The organism is Rothia halotolerans, from assembly GCF_004136635.1.
In the GTDB taxonomy this organism is placed as follows: Bacteria; Actinomycetota; Actinomycetes; order Actinomycetales; family Micrococcaceae; genus Rothia; species Rothia halotolerans.
Genome location: NZ_NOIU01000002.1, coordinates 95,716 through 115,144, shown reverse-complemented (window position 1 = coordinate 115,144; position 19,429 = coordinate 95,716). Strand labels below are relative to the sequence as shown.

Annotated in this window: 13 protein-coding genes; 4 read left to right on the top strand and 9 right to left on the bottom strand. The window is 72.3% G+C overall.

Annotated features, from left to right (window positions below):
• Positions 1 to 58 precede the first annotated feature (58 nt).
• Positions 59 to 958, bottom strand: a complete 900-nt coding sequence (locus EWV39_RS05530; RefSeq protein ID WP_238148223.1) for a lysophospholipid acyltransferase family protein — start codon at positions 956 to 958, stop codon at positions 59 to 61.
• Positions 959 to 1,116: 158 nt separating this feature from the next.
• Here EWV39_RS05530 and EWV39_RS05525 point away from each other — a divergent pair, with 158 nt between their 5' ends.
• Together EWV39_RS05525 and EWV39_RS05520 are read left to right on the top strand one after the other, a co-directional pair.
• Complete coding sequence (locus EWV39_RS05525; protein WP_202864900.1) at positions 1,117 to 1,941, top strand: alpha/beta hydrolase; 825 nt, start codon at positions 1,117 to 1,119, stop codon at positions 1,939 to 1,941.
• Positions 1,942 to 1,979: 38 nt separating this feature from the next.
• Entirely contained in the window at positions 1,980 to 3,824 is a 1,845-nt protein-coding gene (locus EWV39_RS05520; protein ID WP_129657593.1) for an AMP-dependent synthetase/ligase, read from the top strand.
• A 96-nt stretch (positions 3,825 to 3,920) separates the two neighbouring features.
• Here the strand turns inward: EWV39_RS05520 and EWV39_RS05515 are convergent, their stop codons facing one another.
• Both EWV39_RS05515 and EWV39_RS05510 read right to left on the bottom strand, forming a co-directional pair.
• Positions 3,921 to 5,345: a mycothione reductase gene (locus tag EWV39_RS05515; RefSeq protein ID WP_129657591.1), complete on the bottom strand. Its 1,425-nt coding sequence runs from the start codon at positions 5,343 to 5,345 to the stop codon at positions 3,921 to 3,923.
• A gap of 105 nt (positions 5,346 to 5,450) precedes the next feature.
• Positions 5,451 to 8,900, bottom strand: a complete 3,450-nt coding sequence (locus EWV39_RS05510) for a pyruvate carboxylase (protein WP_129657589.1) — start codon at positions 8,898 to 8,900, stop codon at positions 5,451 to 5,453.
• A 285-nt stretch (positions 8,901 to 9,185) separates the two neighbouring features.
• On the opposite strand from EWV39_RS05510, the gene EWV39_RS05505 reads away from it, so the two are divergent.
• Entirely contained in the window at positions 9,186 to 9,977 is a 792-nt protein-coding gene (locus EWV39_RS05505; protein WP_238148105.1) for a ParA family protein, read from the top strand.
• Here EWV39_RS05505 and EWV39_RS05500 read toward each other — a convergent pair.
• The 6 genes from EWV39_RS05500 to EWV39_RS05475 all read right to left on the bottom strand — a co-directional run bounded on the left by EWV39_RS05500 (position 9,974) and on the right by EWV39_RS05475 (position 17,531).
• Positions 9,974 to 10,516 (bottom strand): MerR family transcriptional regulator, encoded by a 543-nt coding sequence (locus EWV39_RS05500; protein ID WP_129659072.1) that lies wholly within the window; start codon positions 10,514 to 10,516, stop codon positions 9,974 to 9,976. The genes EWV39_RS05505 and EWV39_RS05500 overlap by 4 nt on opposite strands.
• A gap of 264 nt (positions 10,517 to 10,780) precedes the next feature.
• Entirely contained in the window at positions 10,781 to 11,545 is a 765-nt protein-coding gene (gene ftsR, locus EWV39_RS05495) for a transcriptional regulator FtsR (protein ID WP_129657587.1), read from the bottom strand.
• 69 nt (positions 11,546 to 11,614) lie between these two features.
• Entirely contained in the window at positions 11,615 to 12,067 is a 453-nt protein-coding gene (locus EWV39_RS05490) for an FHA domain-containing protein (RefSeq protein ID WP_129657585.1), read from the bottom strand.
• Between the two features lie 215 nt (positions 12,068 to 12,282).
• The gene (gene gcvH / locus EWV39_RS05485) at positions 12,283 to 12,669 is read right to left on the bottom strand and encodes a glycine cleavage system protein GcvH (RefSeq protein WP_129657583.1); all 387 of its coding nucleotides are present in this window, start codon (positions 12,667 to 12,669) and stop codon (positions 12,283 to 12,285) included.
• Positions 12,670 to 12,762: 93 nt separating this feature from the next.
• Complete coding sequence (locus EWV39_RS05480; protein WP_129657581.1) at positions 12,763 to 16,248, bottom strand: proline dehydrogenase family protein; 3,486 nt, start codon at positions 16,246 to 16,248, stop codon at positions 12,763 to 12,765.
• Between the two features lie 323 nt (positions 16,249 to 16,571).
• Positions 16,572 to 17,531 (bottom strand): sugar-binding transcriptional regulator, encoded by a 960-nt coding sequence (locus EWV39_RS05475; RefSeq protein ID WP_129657579.1) that lies wholly within the window; start codon positions 17,529 to 17,531, stop codon positions 16,572 to 16,574.
• 144 nt (positions 17,532 to 17,675) lie between these two features.
• On the opposite strand from EWV39_RS05475, the gene EWV39_RS05470 reads away from it, so the two are divergent.
• Complete coding sequence (locus tag EWV39_RS05470) at positions 17,676 to 19,427, top strand: glycerol-3-phosphate dehydrogenase/oxidase (RefSeq protein ID WP_129657577.1); 1,752 nt, start codon at positions 17,676 to 17,678, stop codon at positions 19,425 to 19,427.
• Positions 19,428 to 19,429: the final 2 nt, after the last annotated feature.

Genomic DNA, 19,429 nt, shown 5'->3' with positions numbered 1-19,429 from the left:
TGTACGGACATGTCGGACGCCGCACCTATGTCGCGCGTCATTCTGCTCACAGAGTGAGCTAGCGCCCCTCGGGGCCCTCCCCGCCGTCCTCCTGGTCCGGGCGCCGCAGCTCCCTGACCCTCTCCTCCACCCGCTCCAGGGCGGGGGCCACGCGGTCCTTCGCCGTCTCCACCCGGTCCTTCGCCGTCTCGACGGTCTCCTGGGTGCGCTTCCTGGCCCGCTCCAGCAGCTCGGCCACGGCCAGCTTCGCGTCCGCGATCCGCTGCCCCTCCATGAGCGACTTCACGGTGGAGGCGTAGACGTCCACGTACTCCTGCCCCGACAGCTCGCGGATCGCGGCGGAGATCTCGTCGGCCACCGCCCGCTGCACGGCGTGCCCGGTGCCCCGGCCCGCGTACCCGGAGAGGTCCACGGGCGGCCCGAGCACCGTGCGCACCGGCTCGATCCTGCGGCCGTCCCGGCCCCGCCGGCGCGGCAGCCGCGAGCCGACCGGCTGGACGCCGTCGGTGTTGACCATCGCCACGGGGATCACGGGCGCGCCGCTCTCCAGCGCGAGGCGGGCGACGCCGAGCTTGGGCCGGTAGAGCCGGCCGTCCGGGGAGCGCGTCCCCTCGGGGTAGATGCCGAGCACCTTGCCCTCCGCGAGGGCCTCCGCGGCCGCGCCCAGCGAGGCCTGGCTGCCGCTGCCGCCCGAGCGGTCCATCGGGATCTGCTGGATGCCCCGGAAGAAGGCGGCGACCGCCCGGCCCCGCAGCCCCCTGCCCGTGAAGTAGTCCGATTTGGCGAGGAAGTACACCTGCCGCGGCACCGAGACCGGGAGGAAGACCGAGTCGGAGAAGGAGAGGTGGTTGGAGGCGAGGATGGCGCCCCCGGAGGCGGGCAGATGCTCCAGCCCCTCGGCCTCCGGGCGGAAGACGCGCTCGACGACCGGGCCGATCACCCATCTCTTGAGGAACATGTACAGCACGCGGGCTCCCTTTCGGGTATGGGGATGGCCGGACGACGCCGGAGGCCACGCTGCCGTCCGCGACGCCTCCGCCCAGCCTATCCGCTGACGGCGACGAGCTGCGCCCCGGATGTCCCCCCGGCGGGCGGACCTCGTGACAGAATGGGGATATGGGATACCTCACAGAAGCGGTCAGCGCGATGGCGTCCGGCGCCGCCGCGCCCGCGGGGACCCCCGACGCCGGGATCAGCACCGCCCCGGCCTCCTGGGAGGGAGGGCCCGACGGCGTCCTGCTCCTGCACGGCTTCACCGGCTCCCCGCACAGCATGCGCCCCTGGGGCCGGGCCCTGGCCGAGGCGGGATACGCCGTCGAGCTGCCCCTGCTGCCGGGGCACGGCACCAGCGTCGAGGACCTGGCCGCCCGCTCGTGGCGGGAGTGGACCGAGGCGACGGACCAGGCGTACTGGCGGCTGCGCCGCCGCGCCGGGCGGGTCGCCGTCGCCGGCCTGTCCATGGGAGGCGCCCTGGCCCTCCACCTGGCCGCGCGGCGATCCGTCTCCGCGGTCTCGCTGGTCAACCCCGGCGTCGTCTCCCCCACTCCCCTGCTCTCGGTGGCCCGGCTGCTGGCCGCGGCGGTGCCCACGGTGAACGGCGTGGGGGACGACATCAGCGTTCCCGGCCGGAGTGAGGGCGCCTACGGGCGGACCCCCCTGAGGGCCGCGGGAGAGCTGCACGCGCTGTTCCGCGCGACCCGCCGGACCCTACCGGCCGTCACGGCGCCGGTGCAGATCTTCAAGTCGCTGCGGGACCACGTGGTGCCGCAGGGCAGCCTGGACCACCTGGTGCGGCACCTGGGGCGCCCCCCGGAGGTTCTCGAGCTGCGGGGCAGCTTCCACGTCGCGACGCTGGACCGGGACGCGCCGACCATCTTCGAGAATTCACTCAGGTTCTTCGCCGACGAAGGACTCCGGGCCGGGCACCCCGCCGGCCGGTGAACCCAACGCCGCGCTGCGGCAGATCAGGAGGGCTTTTCATGCAGGAGACCGCTGTCGAACTTCCGATGCGCTTCGACCCGGAGGGCAACGTCACCGACCTGCTGGAGCAGAAGGTCCGCCAGGGCCGCGACCCGATGCTGTTCAAGATCCAGGACGCCCCCGGCAGCTGGCGGAACGTGACCGCCGCGCAGTTCCACGCGGAGGTCACGTCGATCGCGAAGGGGCTGCTGGCCGAGGGGCTCGCCCCCGGCGACCCGGTGGGGCTGATGTCGCGGACCCGGTACGAGTGGGCCGTGCTGGACTTCGCCGTGATGTACGCCGGCGGCGTCGTGGTCCCGGTCTACGAGACCTCCTCCCCCTCCCAGGTGGCGTGGAACCTCACCGACTCGGGGGCCGCGCGGATCTTCGTCGAGACGAAGCGGCACGCCGGCGTGGTCCGCCGGGCGGTCGAGGAGCAGGGGGCCGCCGCGGAGAGGATCTGGCGGATCGACGCGGAGGACTCCGAGGAGGACTCGCTGGACGCGCTCAGGCGGGCGGGCCACGAGGTCTCCGACGAGCGGCTGGAGCGGGCCCGCTCCGCCGCCGGGCTGGAGGACGTGGCGACCATCATCTACACCTCCGGGACCACCGGCCGGCCCAAGGGATGCGAGCTCACCCACGGCAACTTCGTGCGCCTCTCCGGCGCCGCCCGCCTCGCGATCCCCGAGGTGGCCAACGGGGACAACTCGACGCTGCTCTTCCTGCCCCTGGCCCACGTGTTCGCCCGCTACATCCACGTACTGTGCATCGATGCCGAGGTGACGGTGGGCCACAGCCCCGACGTCGCCCAGCTGGTACCGGACATCGCCTCCTTCTCCCCCGACTTCCTGCTGGTGGTGCCGAGGCTGTTCGAGAAGATCTACAACGGCGCCCGCTCGAAGGCCCACGAGGCGAGCTCGCTCAAGGGCAGGCTGTTCGACATGGCGGAGCGGACCGGCGTCGAGTGGTCGACCGCCGTGATGTCCGGGCGCCGCGTCCCGCCGCTGCTCGCTGCCCGCTACCGGCTCTTCGACCGGCTGGTCTTCAGCAAGCTGCGCGCCGCGATGGGCGGGCGGGCCAGGTACGCCGTCTCCGGCGGCAGCCCGCTCTCCCCGCGCCTGGGGCACTTCTTCCACTCCGTCGGCATCAAGATCCTCGAGGGCTACGGGCTCACCGAGACCACCGCCCCCGCCACGGTGGGCACGGTGAAGGACTTCCAGATCGGCACGGTCGGCCCGCCCCTGCCCGGCACGGCGGTGAGGATCGACGAGGACGGCGAGGTCCTGGTCCGCGGCGTCGGGGTCTTCCACCACTACCGCCGGAACGAGCAGGCCGAGGCCGAGGCGTTCACGGAAGACGGCTGGTTCCGGACCGGGGACCTGGGCGAGCTCACGGACCGCGGCATGCTGAGGATCACCGGCCGCAAGAAGGAGATGATCGTGACGGCCGGCGGCAAGAACGTCAGCCCCTCCACCTACGAGGACGTGATCCGGTCCTCGCCGCTGGTCTCGCAGTGCGTCGTCGTCGGCGACAACCGGCCGTTCATCGCCGCGCTGATCACGCTCGACGAGGAGACCCTCCCGAAGCAGCTCTCCGGGCTCGGCCTGGACCCGGGGCTCGACGCCGCCCAGGCCGCCCAGCGCCCCGAGGTGCGGGAGGCCGTCCAGGAGCTCATCGACCGCGCCAACGAGACGGTCTCCAAGGCCGAGTCGGTGCGCGCCTTCCGGATCATCCCGCAGGACTTCACGGAGGAGTCGGGGCATCTCACGCCCTCGATGAAGATCCGCCGTCCCCGGATCGTGAAGGACTACGCCGAGGTCATCGAGGAGATCTACTCCTCGGGGAAGCCGGGGCGGACGGCCTGAGGGACGAGGCCGGGCGCCGGGCCGCCGCGGGCCGTGGCAGGACGGGCGCGGGGCCCGGAAGCGGGACGCCGCGCCCCGCCCGGCCGCCGCGGGACCTCAGTTGCCCGGCACCTCGAGCCCGAGCAGGGCGTTCTCGACCACCTCGGCCAGCGCCGGGTGGATCCAGAACTGCCCCCGGGCCATCCGGTGCGCGGTGAGGCCGAAGCTCATCGCCTGGATCAGCGGCTGGATGAGGTTGGAGGCCTCGGTGCCGATGATGTGAGCGCCCAGCAGCTCGCCGGTGTCCCGCCGCGCTATGAGCTTCACGAAGCCCTCGTGGTCCTCCATCGCCCAGCCGTACGCGACGTCGCCGTAGTCCTGGACCTTGATCGCGATCTCGTAGTCCCCGAGGGCGGCGTCGCGGGCGGCCTCCTCCTCGGTCAGGCCCACGGCGGCGATCTGCGGGGTGGTGAACACGGCGTGCGGCACGTAGCGCTCGTCGGTGGACTCCAGGTCCTCGGGGTGGAGCAGGTTGTGGGAGACCGTGCGGGCCTGGGCGTTGGCGAGGTGCTTGAGCTGCGTCCTCGAGCTGACGTCGCCGAGGGCCCACAGGCCGGGGACCGGCTCCCCGCCGGAGAGGACCCGCTGGTGCCGGTCCGCGGCGAGCACGCCGTCGACGACGTCGAGCCCTGCCTCCTCCGCGCCCAGCAGGTCCACATTGGAGCGGCGGCCGGTGGCGACCAGCACGACGTCGGCCTCCACCGTCTCCTCGCCGCCCTCGGCGTCCAAGGTGACCGCGAGCCGCTCGCCGGCCCGCTCGATCCGCCCGATCTGCGTGTTCATCCGCAGGTCCCAGCGGCGGCCGGCCTCGCGGACGTAGCGCGCGGCGATCTCGGCGTCATGGTCGCGCAGGGCCCGCCCGGAGCGGTTGACCTGGATCACCCGGGAGCCCAGTCCGGTGAAGATGCCGGCGAACTCGGCGGCGATGAAGCCGCCGCCGAGGATCACGACGTCGCGCGGGAGCTCCTCGAGCCGCATCACGGTGTCCGAGGTGTGGACGCCCTCGAGCTCGATGCCCGGGATCTCCGGCAGGACGCTGCGGGAGCCGGCCGCGAAGACGATCTGCTCGCCGCGCAGCCTCGCCCCGGAGGCGGTCTCCAGCACCCGGGGCTCGACCAGCCGCGCGTACTCGGCGTAGACGTCCACGTTCGGAAGCCCCTCGCGGTACTCGAGACCGCCCCGGGAGATCGCGTCGATCCTGCCGAAGACGCGGTCCCGGATCGCCGGCCAGCTGACCTCCGTGCGCTCCATCCCGACGCCGAGCCGGTCCAGCTCCAGCCCGTGCTGCGCCGTCGCCGAGGGGTAGACGTACATCTTGGTCGGGATGCACCCGACGTTGAGGCAGGTGCCGCCGAAGACGCCGCCGTCGACGATGGCGACCCGGCGATCCGCCCACTCATCGGTGATGAGGCTGTTGCCCGAGCCGGACCCCACGATGATGAGGTCGTAGTCCTCGGTCTTCGGCTGCGTCTGGTGGGACATGGGGCTCCTTCGCGTGGTCTCGGCTCTGGACGGTCCCGCGCGGGACCGCCCAGAGAGGGGAACCACCCGGCGGGGCCGTTCATTCCCCGCCGGACGCGCCGGGCCCTACGCCGGGTCGAGCTCGACGACGAGGTCCCCGCCGGCGACCTGCTGGACGCCGGTCAGCACCACGCGCTTGACCTTCCCGCCGGACGGGGTGGTGATCGAGGCCTCCATCTTCATCGCCTCGATCGTCGCGACCTGCCCGCCGGGCTCCACCGACTCGCCCTCCTCGACCGTGACCGTCACGGCCCCGGCGAAGGGCGCCGCGACGTGCCCGGCCCGGCCCGGATCGGCCTTCTCCGCCGCGGCCACCGAGCTCTCGACCGACTCGTCGCGCACGTCCAGGGAGCGCTGCTGGCCGTTGAGGGTGCACAGCACCGTCCGGAAGCCCTTCTCGTTGGGCTCGGAGATCGCCTGCAGCGTGGCCAGCAGGCGCACGCCCTTGCCCAGCGAGATCACGTGCTCGCGGCCCTCGACCATCCCGTAGAGGTAGTCGCGGGTGTGCAGCATCGACACGTCGCCGTACTCGGAGCGGGTCCGCTCGAACTCGGCGGTCGGGGCCGGGAAGAGCAGGCGATTGAGCACCGACCGGCGGGTCTGCGAGTCGCCCTCCAGGCCCTGCCGGTCCTCCTCGCTGATCTCGACCAGGCGCGGGGAGGACTTCCGCCCGGCCAGCGCCTTGGAGCGGAACGGCTCGGGCCAGCCGGCCGGCGGGGTCCCCAGCTCGCCGTTGAGGAAGCCGATCACCGAGTCCGGGATGTCGAAGCTGCCCGGATCCGCCTCGAACTCGGCCGGGTCCACGCTCATCCCGACCAGCTGCAGCGCGAGGTCCCCGACCACCTTCGAGGAGGGGGTGACCTTGACGATGTCGCCCAGCATCCGGTTGGCCGCGGTGTACATGTCCTCGATGGCCTCGAAGTGCTCGGCCAGGCCCAGGGCGGTCGCCTGAGCCCGCAGGTTCGACAGCTGCCCGCCGGGGATCTCGTGGGTGTACACCCGTCCCGTCGGGGAGGACAGGCCCATCTCGAAGGGCTGGTAGATCGAGCGCACCGACTCCCAGTACGGCTCCAGGGCGCAGACCGCGTCCAGGGACAGGCCCGTCTCCCGGTCGGTGGCCGCGGTGGCCGCGACCAGCGCCGAGGCCGAGACCTGGCTGGTGGTCCCCGCCATCGAGGCGGTCGCGGTGTCCACGGCGTCGACCCCGGCCTCCGAGGCCGCCAGCAGGGTGGCCAGCTGGCCGCCGGCGGTGTCGTGGGTGTGCAGGTGCACCGGCAGGTCGAAGCGCTCGCGCAGGGCCGTGACCAGCCGGCGGGCGGCCTCCGGGCGCAGCAGCCCGGCCATGTCCTTGATCGCCAGGACGTGCGCGCCGGCGTCGACGATCCGCTGCGCCAGCTCCAGGTAGTAGTCCAGCGTGTAGATCTTCTCGTCCGGGTCCAGCAGGTTGCCGGTGTAGCACATCGCGACCTCGGCCACCGCGGTGCCGGTGGCCCGGACCGCGGCGATGGCCGGGGCCATCTGGGAGACGTCGTTCAGCGCGTCGAAGATGCGGAAGATGTCCACCCCGGCCTCGGCGGCCTCGGCCACGAAGGCGTCGGTGACCTCGGTGGGGTACGGGGTGTAGCCCACCGTGTTCCGGCCGCGCAGCAGCATCTGGATCGGGATGTTGGGCATCGCGTCGCGCAGCAGCTCCAGCCGGCGCCAGGGGTCCTCGCCGAGGAAGCGCAGGGCGACGTCGTAGGTCGCCCCGCCCCAGGCCTCCACCGAGAACAGCTCGGGCAGGGTGTGGGCCACGGCCGGGGCCGCGGCGAGCAGGTCGCGGGTGCGCACCCGGGTCGCCAGCAGCGACTGGTGGGCGTCGCGGAAGGTCGTGTCGGTCACCGCCAGCTGCCGGTGCTCGCGCAGGGCCTTCGCGAAGCCCTCCGGGCCCAGCTGGAGCAGCTTCTGCCGCCAGCCGTCCTGCGGCTGGTGCTCGGTGGGCCCGTCGAAGGGGCTGCGGAAGGGCTCCGAGACCTTGTCCCCGGGGAAGCGCGGCAGCTTCTCGCGCGGGTCGATGCCCTCCACGCGCGCCCCGTTGGGGCGGTTGACGGTCACCTTGGCCAGGTAGGACAGCGCCTTGGTGGCCCGGTCCGAGGAGTGCTTCTTGGTCAGCAGCTCCGGGTGCTCGTCGATGAACGGCGTCGAGACGTCCCCGGCCTGGAAGGTCGGGTCCTCCAACACCGCCTGGATGAAGGGGATGTTGGTCGCCACGCCGCGGATGCGGAACTCGGCCAGGGCGCGCTGGGCCCGCTGGACCGCGGTGGTGAAGTCCTTGCCGCGGCAGGTGACCTTGCACAGCATCGAGTCGAAGTGCGGGGAGATCTCCGCCCCGGCGTAGACGGTGCCGCCGTCCAGGCGTACCCCCGCGCCGCCGGCCGAGCGGTAGGCGCTGATCTTGCCGACGTCGGGCCGGAAGCCGTTGGTCGGGTCCTCGGTGGTGATGCGGCACTGCAGGGCCGCGCCCCTGACGCGCAGCTCCTCCTGGCGGATGCCCAGGTCCTCCAGCGACTCGCCGGCGGCGATGCGCATCTGCGACTGGACCAGGTCGATGTCGGTGATCTCCTCGGTGACCGTGTGCTCGACCTGGATGCGCGGGTTCATCTCGATGAACACGTGCTGGCCCGCCCGCTCCCCGGCGGTGTCCACCAGGAACTCCACGGTGCCGGCGTTGACGTAGCCCAGCGCCCGGGCGAACTTCACGGCGTCGCGGTGCAGGGCCTGGCGGATGTCCTCGTCCAGGTGCGGGGCCGGGGCGATCTCCACGACCTTCTGGTGCCGACGCTGCAGCGAGCAGTCCCGCTCGAACAGGTGCACGGTCTCGCCGTCCGAGTCGGCGAGGATCTGCACCTCGATGTGCCGCGGGCGCAGCACCGCCTGCTCGAGGAACACGGTGGGGTCCCCGAAGGCGGTCTCGGCCTCGCGCATCGCTGCGGCCAGCGCGTCCGGCAGCTCCTTGGCGGTGTCCACCCGGCGCATGCCGCGCCCGCCGCCGCCGGCCACGGCCTTGACGAAGATCGGGAAGCCGATCTTCTCCGCCTCGGCCAGCAGCGCCTCGGCGTCGGCGGAGGGCTCGGAGGAGTCCAGGACGGGGATGCCCGCCTTGCGCGCGGCCTTCAGCGCCGCGACCTTGTTGCCGGCCAGGTCCAGGACCTCCGGCGGCGGGCCGATGAAGGTGATGCCGTTCTCGGCCGCGGCGGAGGCCAGGCGGGGGTTCTCCGAGAGGAAGCCGTAGCCGGGGTAGATCGCGTCCGCGCCGGACTCCTGGGCGACCCTGATGATCTCGTCCACGTCCAGGTAGGCCCGGACCGGGTGCCCCTCCTCGCCGATCGGGTAGGCCTCGTCGGCCTGCTGGCGATGGATCGAGTTCCGGTCCTCGTAGGGGAAGACGCCGACGGTCTTGGCACCGAGCTCGTAGGCGGCGCGGTAGGCGCGGATGGCGATCTCGCCACGATTGGCGACCAGGATCTTAGAGAACATGCGCGGTCCGTTTCCTGCCCCGGCCCCGGTGGGGCGCGCGAGGGCACGTCGAATGACAGTGACTTGTCGACACCGTTGTCCCCACCAATATAACGGGCATCACAGGGACAGGCCGCCATTGCGGAGCCGCACGTCACATAGTGACCCTTCGGTCACGAGAGCGTACTCGGGAGGACGGGCGGGTGAGGCGCCGGGCGAGGCCTCCCTCCGGTGGCGTGGACGACCCGGGCGCGGCGGATATGATGGATAGTCGTTCCCGTACGAATACGTCATCGCGAGGTGGATGTGACCCAGGTCGTCAGCATGAGCTCCCTCAAGGGCGGGGTCGGCAAGACCTCGGTGACTCTGGGGCTGGCCTCCGCGGCGCTCCGGCGCGGCGTCGACACCCTGGTGGTGGACCTGGACCCCCACGGGGACGCCAGCACCGGCCTGGGGCTCTCCGCCGCCGACACCCGCGAGGCCGACACCGCCGCCCTGCTCGCGGCCCCGAGGAAGGCCTCCTTCGACCGGAGCGCCGTCCCCTCGGGCTGGGGGCGCATCGCGGGCATCGGCGAGCGGGCCAGGCTCGACGTCGTCGCCGGCTCGGCCCGCGCACTCCCCTACGACCGGCTGCCCGCCACCCGGAAGAACCTGGGCCGCCTGCGCCGTGCGCTGGAGCGCACCGACCGCTACGACCTGGTGCTCATCGACTGCCCGCCGACGCTGAACTCCCTGACCCGGATCGGGTGGGCGGCCTCGCAGAAGGTGCTCTCGGTCGCCGAGCCCAGCCTCTTCGCCGTGGCCGGGACCGAGCGGACCATGCGGGCCATCGCCCGCTTCGAGACCGAGAGCGAGTTCAAGGTGCCAGCGGCCGGCGTCGTGGTGAACAAGGTGCAGCGGCACTCGGAGGAGCACCGGTACCGTTCCGAGGAGCTGCGGAGCATGTTCGGCCGGCTCGTGGTCTCCCCGGAGATCGAGGACTCGAGCGTGTGGCAGCAGGTGCAGGGGGCGGCGTACCCGGTGCACGCGTGGCCCGGGGGCGAGGCCGCGGAGACGGCCCGCCGCTTCGACGCGATCCTGGAGGGGCTGCTGGTCTAGCCCGCGGCGTCGCGCTTGGACTGCCGGCGGGCCGAGAGCTCGTCCGCGGGGAGGGCTCCGGCCTCCGCCTCCTCGACGGCGGCGCGGAGGTCCTCGCCGGGCATGGTCGCCAGGTTGTTCTCCAGCTCGCGCCAGACGCGCCCGACGGCGATGCCGAAGACCCCCTGCCCGGCCTGGACCAGGTCGATCACCTCGTCGGGGGAGGTGCACTCGTAGACGCTCGCGCCGTCGGACATGAGGGTGATCTCGGCGAGGTCCTCGACCCCGCGGGTGCGCAGGTGCTCCACCGAGGAGCGGATCTGCTGGAGGGAGACGCCCGTGTCCAGCAGCCGCTTGACGATCTTGAGGACCAGGACGTCGCGGAAGGAGTAGAGCCGCTGCGTGCCCGACCCGCGGGCCCCGCGGACGGTGGGCTCCACGAGCTTGGTCCGCGCCCAGTAGTCCAGCTGCCGGTAGGTGATCCCGGCCGCCTTGCAGGCCACCGGGCCCCGGTAGCCGATGTTCTCGTCGAGGGCCACCAGGTCCTCGTCGAACAGCATGCCCTGGCGGCCGGTGGGCGGGGCGCCGGGGCCCTCCGCCTCCAGGCCGGGGAGCTGCTGCTCGTCGAACGCCGGGGCGGGGGTGAGCCGAAGGCCCGCGGGGGCGCGACCCGCTCGCGGGTCGTCGTGTGATCCTTCGTGGCCCACCCGGGTCCTCCTCGGCAGAAAGAATGATGCTCGTCGTGCTGTCGTACTGACGTTAGATCCACGAGGTGTGCTGGTCAAAGACATTCGCCCGTGTCCTGCCGCCCCGCGGGGCCGCGCTCACCAGCTCTTGGCGACCTGCTCGTTCACCAGGGCGGCGTGCAGGCTGGTGCACAGCGCGGAGATCTCCCGCGCCGTGGCGGCGGCGCGCTCCCGGGAGCGCTCGTCCCGGCGGATCGCCCAGGGGGCCACCGCCTGCTGCACCAGGCCCACCTCGCGGTCGGCCGCGGCGCGGAAGAAGCGCAGGTGCCGCGGCTCGAACCCGTGGGAGGTCAGCTGGACGCACAGCGCGGCCACCCGCGCCGCGTTCGCGTCGAACTGCCCCTCCGCGTCCTCGCCGATCAGCCCGTAGTTGATGAGCTCGCGCAGCATCGGCAGCGGGATGCCGGTGTGGTTGGAGAGCTCCCGCATCGAGTAGCTCCGGCCGGCCTCGCCGAGGCCCAGGCCCTCGGGGGCGCTCGTCTGCTCCGGCACGGCCTCGGCCTCGGCCGGCGCGGCGGCGCCGGCACCCTCCAGCTCGTCCACCTTCTCCTTGATGACCCGCAGGGGGAGGTAGTGGTCCCGCTGCAGGGTGAGGATGTAGCGCAGCCGCTCGATGTCGCCGCCGGAGTACTTGCGGTAGCCGGTGCTGGTGCGCTGCGGGTACACCAGGCCCCGGTCCTCCAGGAACCTGATCTTCGACGCGCTCAGCCCCGGGAAGTCGCCCTCCAGGTGGCTCAGCACCTGGCCGATCGTCTTGTCCTTGCGGTCCTCGGCGGCCTCGGAGGGCCGCGCGGCCCCGGGATCGCCGGCGCTCGGATCGCTGCTGGGGTCGGGCGTGGTCATGGAGCTCGTTGTCCCCTTCCTGCCGCGCGGGCGCGTTCCTCTCTGACGGGCGCGGGCGCCCGGAGAGTCCTAGTGGGCGGTGCTGGCGTAGTAGACGAAGACGAACTTGCCGATGCGGACCTCGTCGCCGTTCTTCAGCGTCACGTGGTCCACCCGGTCCCCGTTGACGTAGGTGCCGTTGAGCGAGCCGATGTCGGTCAGGTCGAAGGCGCCCGCGTTGAACTGGAACAGCGCGTGCTTGCGCGAGACGGTGACGTCGTCCAGGAAGATGTCCGCCTCGGGATGACGGCCCGCCACGATGCCCTCCTTGGAGCCGGAGGACTGCGGGAGGTCCGCGTCCAGCAGGAACCGGGCGCTGTTGTTGGGACCGCCCTGGGCGATCAGCAGCGCCGACTCGGCCGGCAGGGCGTTGATCGCCGCGATCTCCTCCTCGGCGAGCTGCCGCTTGCCGCCCACGGAGGCGGCGGACTGGGTGATGCCGATGGCGGTCGTGTCCGGCCCGGCTTCGTGATGTTCAGACATGTGTTCCCCTCGATCAGGCCCGCAGCGCCTCGTGACGCTGGGTAGGTGCCGCGCGCCGGGAGGGAGCGGGCGCTCCCCCGCCCGCTGACCGCCGGTCCCGCCCCGAGGCGCCGGTCGTCGTCCTCGTGGCGGTGGCAACGCGGACTTGATTCCCCATTCTATCCGCAGAGCGCGCCGGCGGCGGACAGCCCTGAGTGAAATTCGCAGTCGAACCTTCAGGAGATCTCCGCGGCGTAGCCCTCCGCGTCGAGCAGCGGGTTCAGCGCCTCGGGGCTCGCGGGGCGGATCTTGACCAGCCAGCCGGTGCCGTAGGGATCCTGGTTGAGGCTGCCGGGCTCGTCGCCGACGGCGTCGTTGACCTCCACGATCTCCCCCTCGATCGGCATGTAGAGGTCCGAGACGGACTTGGTGGACTCGACCTCGCCGAAGCTCTCCCCCGCGGGGAAGCTCGTGCCGGCCTCGGGCAGGTCCACGTAGACGACGTCGCCCAGCGCGTCCTGCGCGTGGTCGGTGATGCCCACCGTCACGATGCCCTGGTCATCGGGGGCGGAGACCCACTCGTGCTCGGCGGTGTAGGACAACTCTGCGGGGATGCTGCTCATCAGGGCCTCTCAACTGGCGACGACGGGTGACCGGCGCCCACCCAGAGGGGAGACGCCGGTCACCATTATCTCACACCGCGAGACGAACGGGCGTCAGATCACACCCTCCGAGAACCGGTCCGGGTTCCCGTACCGGTGGGCGGTGATGGAGACGGCCTGCTCCTTGAGGAAGGGGAGCATCTCGACGCGGCCCGCCTCGGTCACCTCGCCGTCGTAGACGCCGATGTCGGGGCGGCCGCCCAGGGCCTCGTAGACCGAGGCCGGGTCCTGGCCCACGTACCGGATGCGCGCGCCCTCGAAGCGGCCGCCGGCGAGCTCCCCGATCGGCGTCCCGGCGAGGTGGCGCAGCGCGGCCCGCCAGTCGGCGTCGTTCTCCTCCAGGACCTCGACGCCGGCCTCCGCGAGCGCCCCGCCGATGGCTACCGGCAGCGCCCGGGCCGTGGAGAGGCTGATCGGCGCGCCGGCGGTCATGCCGGCCGCCACGACCCGCAGGGCGTCCGCGAGGGCGCCGCCGGAGTCCAGCCGAACGTGCACCTGATGGGGGACGTAGCGCAGGATGTTGCGCTCGACGCCGAGCCGCGAGGGGTCGTGCCCCACGCCGAACTCCGCCGCCCAGGCCGCCGCGTCCGAGGACGCCGCGCGGGAGACGAAGTCGATCTCCTCGCGGCCGAAGGCGTGCGGCTCGCGGATGCGCTTGAGCAGGTTCCTCACGTGCTCGCCGGCCGGCGAGGCGATCGAGCGCGAGGGGCGCCGCGTCCAGTTCCCCAGGGCCACCAGGTAGTTCGGCCCGCCCGCCTTGGTGCCGGTGCCCACGGCGGACTTCTTCCAGCCGCCGAAGGACTGGCGGCGCACGATCGCGCCGGTGATCCCGCGGTTGACGTAGACGTTCCCGGCCTCGACCCGGTCGATCCACCGGGCCAGCTCGTCGGCGCTCAGCGAGTGCAGGCCCGCGGTCAGGCCGTACTCGGGCGCGTTCTGCAGTTCGATGGCCTCCTCAAGGGTCTGGGCGGTCATCACGCCGAGGATCGGCCCGAAGTACTCGGTCAGGTGGTACTCGCTGCCCGGCCGCACGCCGGCCCGCACGCCCGGGGACCACAGCTTCCCCGTCTCGTCGAGCTGGCGCGGCTCGATGATCCAGCGCTCGCCCTCGCCCAGCGTCGTCAGGCCGCGCTTGAGCTTGCCCTCGGGCGGGGCGATCACCGGGCCCATCTCGGCGCGGACGTCGGTGGGGTGCGCGACGTGCAGGCTCTGCACGGCGTCGACGATCTGGCGGTAGAACCGCTTGGAGGTCGCCACGGTCCCGACCAGGATCACCGTGGAGGCCGCCGAGCACTTCTGGCCGGCGTGGCCGAAGGCGGAGTTCACGACGTCGCGCGCGGCGAGGTCGAGGTCCGCGTTGGGAGTGACGATGATCGAGTTCTTCCCCGAGGTCTCGCCCAGCAGCGGAAGGTCCTGCCGGAAGGAGCGGAACAGCTCGGCGGTCTCGTAGCCGCCGGTGAGGATGACCCGTTCCACGTCCTGGTGGGAGATCAGCCGCTGGCCGTGCTCCTTCTCCCCCACCTGGATCAGCTGCAGGACGTCCTCCGGCACGCCCGCGGCCCAGAGCGCCTCGGCGATCACCGCGCCGCACCGGCGGGACTCCCCCGCCGGCTTGAACAGCACGGCGGAGCCGGCGGCGAGCGCCGCCAGGGTCGATCCGGTGGGGATCGCGACGGGGAAGTTCCACGGCGGGGTCACCACGGTGACCGCCACCGGGTGGTACTCGGCGCCGTCGACGTCCTCCAGCCCCTCGGCCAGCTGCGCGTAGTAGTTCGCGAAGTCGATGGCCTCGGAGACCTCCGGGTCGCCCTGGTCCAGGACCTTGCCGGTCTCGGAGGCCATGACCTCCAGCAGCTCGGCCCGGCGCAGGCCCAGCTGCACGCCGGCCTCGCGGAGGATCTCCGCGCGCTCGGCGGCCGGGCGGGCGCCCCAGCGCCTGCCTGCCTCGCGGGCCCGCCCGACGGCGTCGTCGACCTCCTCCTCGGTGCCGAGCTGCGCCGCCTCGATCCGCTCGACGCCCAGGCGGGAGTCCTTCGCCCGCTCCAGGATCTCCCGGCCCCAGCGGCGGTTGTGGGCCAGCGTGGTGTCGGTGTCCGGGGCGTTGTCGAAGCCGCCCTCGGGGCGGAAGACCGTCTCCTCGGTCTCCTCGGCCCGGTTCTGGGTGCGGGCGGGGCCGGGGACCTCGTCGGTGACGTCCGCCAGCGCGCGGCGGAAGCGCTCGCGCTCGCGGTCGAAGAGGAAACGGCTCTCGGCGATCTCGAAGACGGCGGACATGAAGTTCTCGCTCGAGGCGTTCTCCTCCAGCCGGCGCACCAGGTAGGAGATCGCGACGTCGAACTCCTGGGGGCGGACCGCGGGGGTGTAGAGCAGCAGCTGCCCGACGTCGCGCCGGACCACCTCGGCCTGCTGGGCGGCCATGCCGATCAGCATCTCGAAGTCGATGTGCTCCTCGACGCCGCGCTCCCGGGCCAGCAGCAGGGCGAAGGCGATGTCGAAGAGGTTGTGCCCGGCGACGCCGAGCTTGACGTACCGGGCGTTCTCCGGCCGCAGCGCGTAGTCCAGGATCCGCTTGTAGTTGGCGTCCGTCTCCTCCTTCGAGGAGCAGGTGGTCAGCGGCCAGCAGTGCAGGGCGGCCTCGACGAGCTCCATCGAGAGGTTGGCGCCCTTGACCAGGCGCACCTTGATCGGGGCCCCGCCGTCCTCCACGCGCCGCTGCGCCCAGTCGCGCAGCTCCTGCAGGACGCCGAGCGTGTCCGGCAGGTAGGCCTGGAGCACGATGCCGGCCTCGAGCCCCTTGAGCTGCGGCTGGTCGAGGATGCGGCGGAAGACCTCGGTGGTCATGTCGAGGTCCTTGTACTCCTCCATGTCCAGGTTGATGAACTTCGGCGTCGCCGAGCGCGCGGCGTACTCGTACAGGGGCGTCAGCCGCTCGACGGCGTGCTCGACCACCTCGTCGAAGGCCCAGGGGGCGTGCGGGCCGGTGACGGCGGAGACCTTGATGGAGACGTAGTCGACGTCGTCCCGGCGCAGCACGCGCTCGGTCTCGGCCAGCCGCCGCTCGGCCTCCTCGTCGCCGAGCACGGCCTCGCCCAGCAGGTTGATGTTCAGCCGGTTGCCGCCGGCGGTCAGGTGCTCGATGGCGCCACCGAGCTTGTCCTCGCGGGCGTCGACGATGAGGTGGCCGACCATCTGGCGCATCGCGGTCCGGGCGATCGGGATGACCGGCCACGGCAGCTTCGGCGCCACCCAGCCGCCGGCCCTGACGGCCCCGAGCAGGTGCGGGGGAAGGAACTTCGGGGCGATGGGGGCGAGCTCGCCGAGGTTGCGTCCGGCGGCGGCGTCGTCCTCGGGGCGGATGACGCCGTCGACGAATCCGACGGTGAACTCCAGCCCGTGCGGGTCCTTGAGTACGCCGGCCAGGTGCGCGGCGGCGGGGTCCTCGGGCACCGCGCGGGACTCCTCGACCCACCGCTGGACGAGGGAGACGGCCTCGTCCGCCATCGCCTGGTGCTTCTCGTCGGTGAACTGGTGCGTGGGCATGCGACCTCCTCGGGCGTCTCCGTACAGCTGCGGTCAGCGCCGTCCGGCCCGGACCCATCGCTGGTGATGCGGATCGCCGCGGCGCTCTTCCCAGTATGGTTCAGCCCATCCGGCGACGATAATCTCCCGGCGGGATTCGGTTAATGTTCACCGACGGCGCATGGGAAGGGCTTTCCCGGCCTCGGAGCGACGACGGGTGCTACCCGAGCGCGCGACGACGTGCCGAGCGGCCACCGCGGGGGAAGAGGGCCGGACGCCGAAGGCGATCGTCGGCAGCGCCGCCCCCGGGTGGTCCCGCCGCGGGAAGGAGCCGTCCTCGGCCCCTAGACCGGCTCGACCTTGTCCATCAGGAGCTTCGCCGTGAGCTCGTCCACCACCAGGTCGGTGACGGCGCGGGCCCGCAGGGCGCCCAGCAGGGCCGGGGTCCGGTGCGCGCCGGCGACCACGCACAGGCGGTGCTCGATCCGGGACAGCTCGTGCGGCGTCGGGCCCGTGGCCCTGCTGTTCATCTCGATGTCGGCCCAGGTGCCGTCCTCCCGCAGCAGCACGGTGCAGACGTCGCCCACCACGTGCTCGCGCGCGAGCAGGGCGTAGTCCTCCTCGTCGAAATAGCCGGAGCTGTACACGTGCGAGGGCACCGTCCCGTACAGCGCCCCGACGCCGAAGACGGCGACCGTGGCCTGCGCCTGCAGCGCGAGCACCCCGCGGATGCTCCGCTCCCGCCACATCGCCCGCTTGGTCTCCGCGTAGTCGAAGAAGGCGGGCACCGGGAAGTGCACGACCTGGGAGCCGAAGGCCTCCGCGGCGGAGTTCAGGATCGCGCCGGTGTAGGGGATGCCCGAGCGCCGCGCGCTGCCGGCCCCGTTGAGCTGGACGATGACCGACTCGGGGACCCGGCGGGGTGAGAGGTGCCTGGACAGCTCCGTGATGGTCGAGCCCCACGCCAGCCCCAGGATGGTCCCGGGCTCCATCAGGGTGTCGAGCACGGAGGCGGCGACCTTGGAGACCTGCTCCAGGCGCACGGCCTCGGTGGCCGCGCCCCTGACCTGGACCACGTGGGCGGTGATCCCGAAGGCCCGCTCCAGCTGGCGGGCGAGCACGTCGGTCCCCCGCGAGACGTCCGTGACGGTGATCCGCACCAGTCCCGTGTCCCGGGCGTGCTTGAGCAGGCGGGAGACTGTGGCCCGGGAGACCCCGAACTCGGTGGAGATGGCGTCCATGGTCTGGTCCTGGACGTAGTACATCACGGCCGCCGAGTGAGCCAGGTCATCACGTTTTTTCATGAGGCGACGCTCCTTTCTGCACGTTCGTGCACAGGTCGTGCTCATTCTTTCACGATTGGGTAGAACTGGATGTAGTCCCGCGCCCCGTGAGACCCCAGTCAGGCGGGGCGAGGAAAGCATCCGGCGTTCAGCACAGGAGGAACCATGAAGATCTCCGCCACCCATCTCACGGCCGAGAACCGGTCACGAGCCCTCGAGAGCATGTCCGACGAGGAGGGGGTGGACATCCTCGTCATCGGCGGCGGCATCACCGGCGCGGGCATCGCGCTCGACGCCGCGACGCGCGGGATGCGCACCGCCGTCGTGGAGGCCGGCGACTGGGCCTCCGGCACCTCCTCCTGGTCCTCCAAGCTGGTCCACGGCGGACTGCGCTACCTCTACAACCTCGACTTCAAGCTCGTCTCCGAGGCACTGGCCGAGCGCGGCCTGCTGCTCACCCGGATCGCGCCGCACCTGGTCAAGGCCCAGCCTTTCCTGTGGCCCCTGAAGATGCCGGTGATCGAGCGCAGCTACTCGGCGGTCGGCATCGGGATGTACGACACGCTCGCCCGGCTGGGCGCCCGCGGACGCAAGATCGTCCCGACCCAGCGGCACTACACCAAGAAGGGCGCGCGCCGGCTGTTCCCCGGCATCCGCCCGGACTCCCTGACCGGGGCCATCCGCTTCTACGACGCCCGGGTGGACGACGCCCGCCTCGTCGTCGACGTCGTGCGCACCGCGGCCGGCTACGGCGCCCTCGCCGCCAACCGCACCCAGGTCACGGAGCTGGTCAAGTCCTCCACCGGCCGCGTCGTCGGCGCCAAGGTCACGGACCTGGAGACCGGCGCCGAGCACGAGATCAAGGCCCGCCACGTGGTCAACGCGACCGGCGTGTGGACCGAGCAGACCGAGCGGCTCGGCGGCACCGAGGCCGGGCTGAAGGTGCTGGCCTCCAAGGGCATCCACATCGTGGTCCCGCGCGAGCGCATCGACGCCGAGACCGGGATCTTCCTGCGCACCGAGAAGTCGGTGCTGTTCATCATCCCCTGGCAGCGCTACTGGGTCATCGGCACCACGGACACCCCGTACGAGCAGAACTACTCCCGGCCGGTGGCCACCCGCGAGGACATCGACTACGTCCTCGAGCACGCCAACGCGATCCTCGACAAGCCGCTGACCCGGGACGACATCCTCAGCACCTACGCCGGCCTGCGCCCGCTGCTGCAGCCGGTGGTCAAGAAGGACGACGCCGCCCAGTCCACCAAGGTCTCCCGCGAGCACACCGTGACCGAGGCGGCCCCGGGCCTGTCGGTCATCGCCGGCGGCAAGCTGACCACCTACCGGGTGATGGCGCGCGACGCCGTCGACTTCGCCCTCGGCTCCGCCGCCAAGGCGCGCCCCTCCGTCACCCACGACATCCCGCTGGTCGGCGCCGAGGGCTACGAGGCGGCGCGGAACCGCGCCGACGCGATCGCCCAGCGGCACGGCTGGACGGCGGCCCGGGTGGACAGCCTGCTGGAGCGCTACGGCTCCGAGATCGACGACGTCCTGGAGCTGATCGAGGAGGACCCCGTCTGGGGCCGCCCCCTCCGGGACGCCCCCGCCTTCCTGCGGGCCGAGGTCCTGCTCGGCGTGCGCCACGAGGGCGCGCTGCACCTGGAGGACCTCCTGATCCGCCGCGTCCGCCTGGACCTCGAGCAGCGCGACCGCGGCCTGGCCGCCGCCGAGGAGATCGTCGAGATCGCCGGCGCGGAGCTGGGCTGGGACGCCGAGGCACGGAAGCGGGAGCTGGCGACCTACCGGCGCCGCGTCGAGAGCATGGCCGCGGCCGAGACCCACGAGGACGACGCGAGCGCCGCCGCCGAGGTCACGGCCGAGACCGAGATCGCGCCCAAGATCGCGCTCCACTCCTCCTGACC

Coding starts and splice junctions, on each gene's coding strand:
- EWV39_RS05515 (WP_129657591.1), bottom strand. CDS start 5,345: ATGTCCCACCAGACGCAGCCGAAGACCGAGGACTACGACCTCATCATC.
- EWV39_RS05470 (WP_129657577.1), top strand. CDS start 17,676: ATGAAGATCTCCGCCACCCATCTCACGGCCGAGAACCGGTCACGAGCC.
- EWV39_RS05490 (WP_129657585.1), bottom strand. CDS start 12,067: ATGTCTGAACATCACGAAGCCGGGCCGGACACGACCGCCATCGGCATC.
- EWV39_RS05530 (WP_238148223.1), bottom strand. CDS start 958: ATGTTCCTCAAGAGATGGGTGATCGGCCCGGTCGTCGAGCGCGTCTTC.
- EWV39_RS05475 (WP_129657579.1), bottom strand. CDS start 17,531: ATGAAAAAACGTGATGACCTGGCTCACTCGGCGGCCGTGATGTACTAC.
- gcvH (WP_129657583.1), bottom strand. CDS start 12,669: ATGAGCAGCATCCCCGCAGAGTTGTCCTACACCGCCGAGCACGAGTGG.
- EWV39_RS05510 (WP_129657589.1), bottom strand. CDS start 8,900: ATGTTCTCTAAGATCCTGGTCGCCAATCGTGGCGAGATCGCCATCCGC.
- EWV39_RS05480 (WP_129657581.1), bottom strand. CDS start 16,248: ATGCCCACGCACCAGTTCACCGACGAGAAGCACCAGGCGATGGCGGAC.
- EWV39_RS05520 (WP_129657593.1), top strand. CDS start 1,980: ATGCAGGAGACCGCTGTCGAACTTCCGATGCGCTTCGACCCGGAGGGC.
- ftsR (WP_129657587.1), bottom strand. CDS start 11,545: ATGACCACGCCCGACCCCAGCAGCGATCCGAGCGCCGGCGATCCCGGG.
- EWV39_RS05500 (WP_129659072.1), bottom strand. CDS start 10,516: ATGCTGTTCGACGAGGACCTGGTGGCCCTCGACGAGAACATCGGCTAC.
- EWV39_RS05525 (WP_202864900.1), top strand. CDS start 1,117: ATGGGATACCTCACAGAAGCGGTCAGCGCGATGGCGTCCGGCGCCGCC.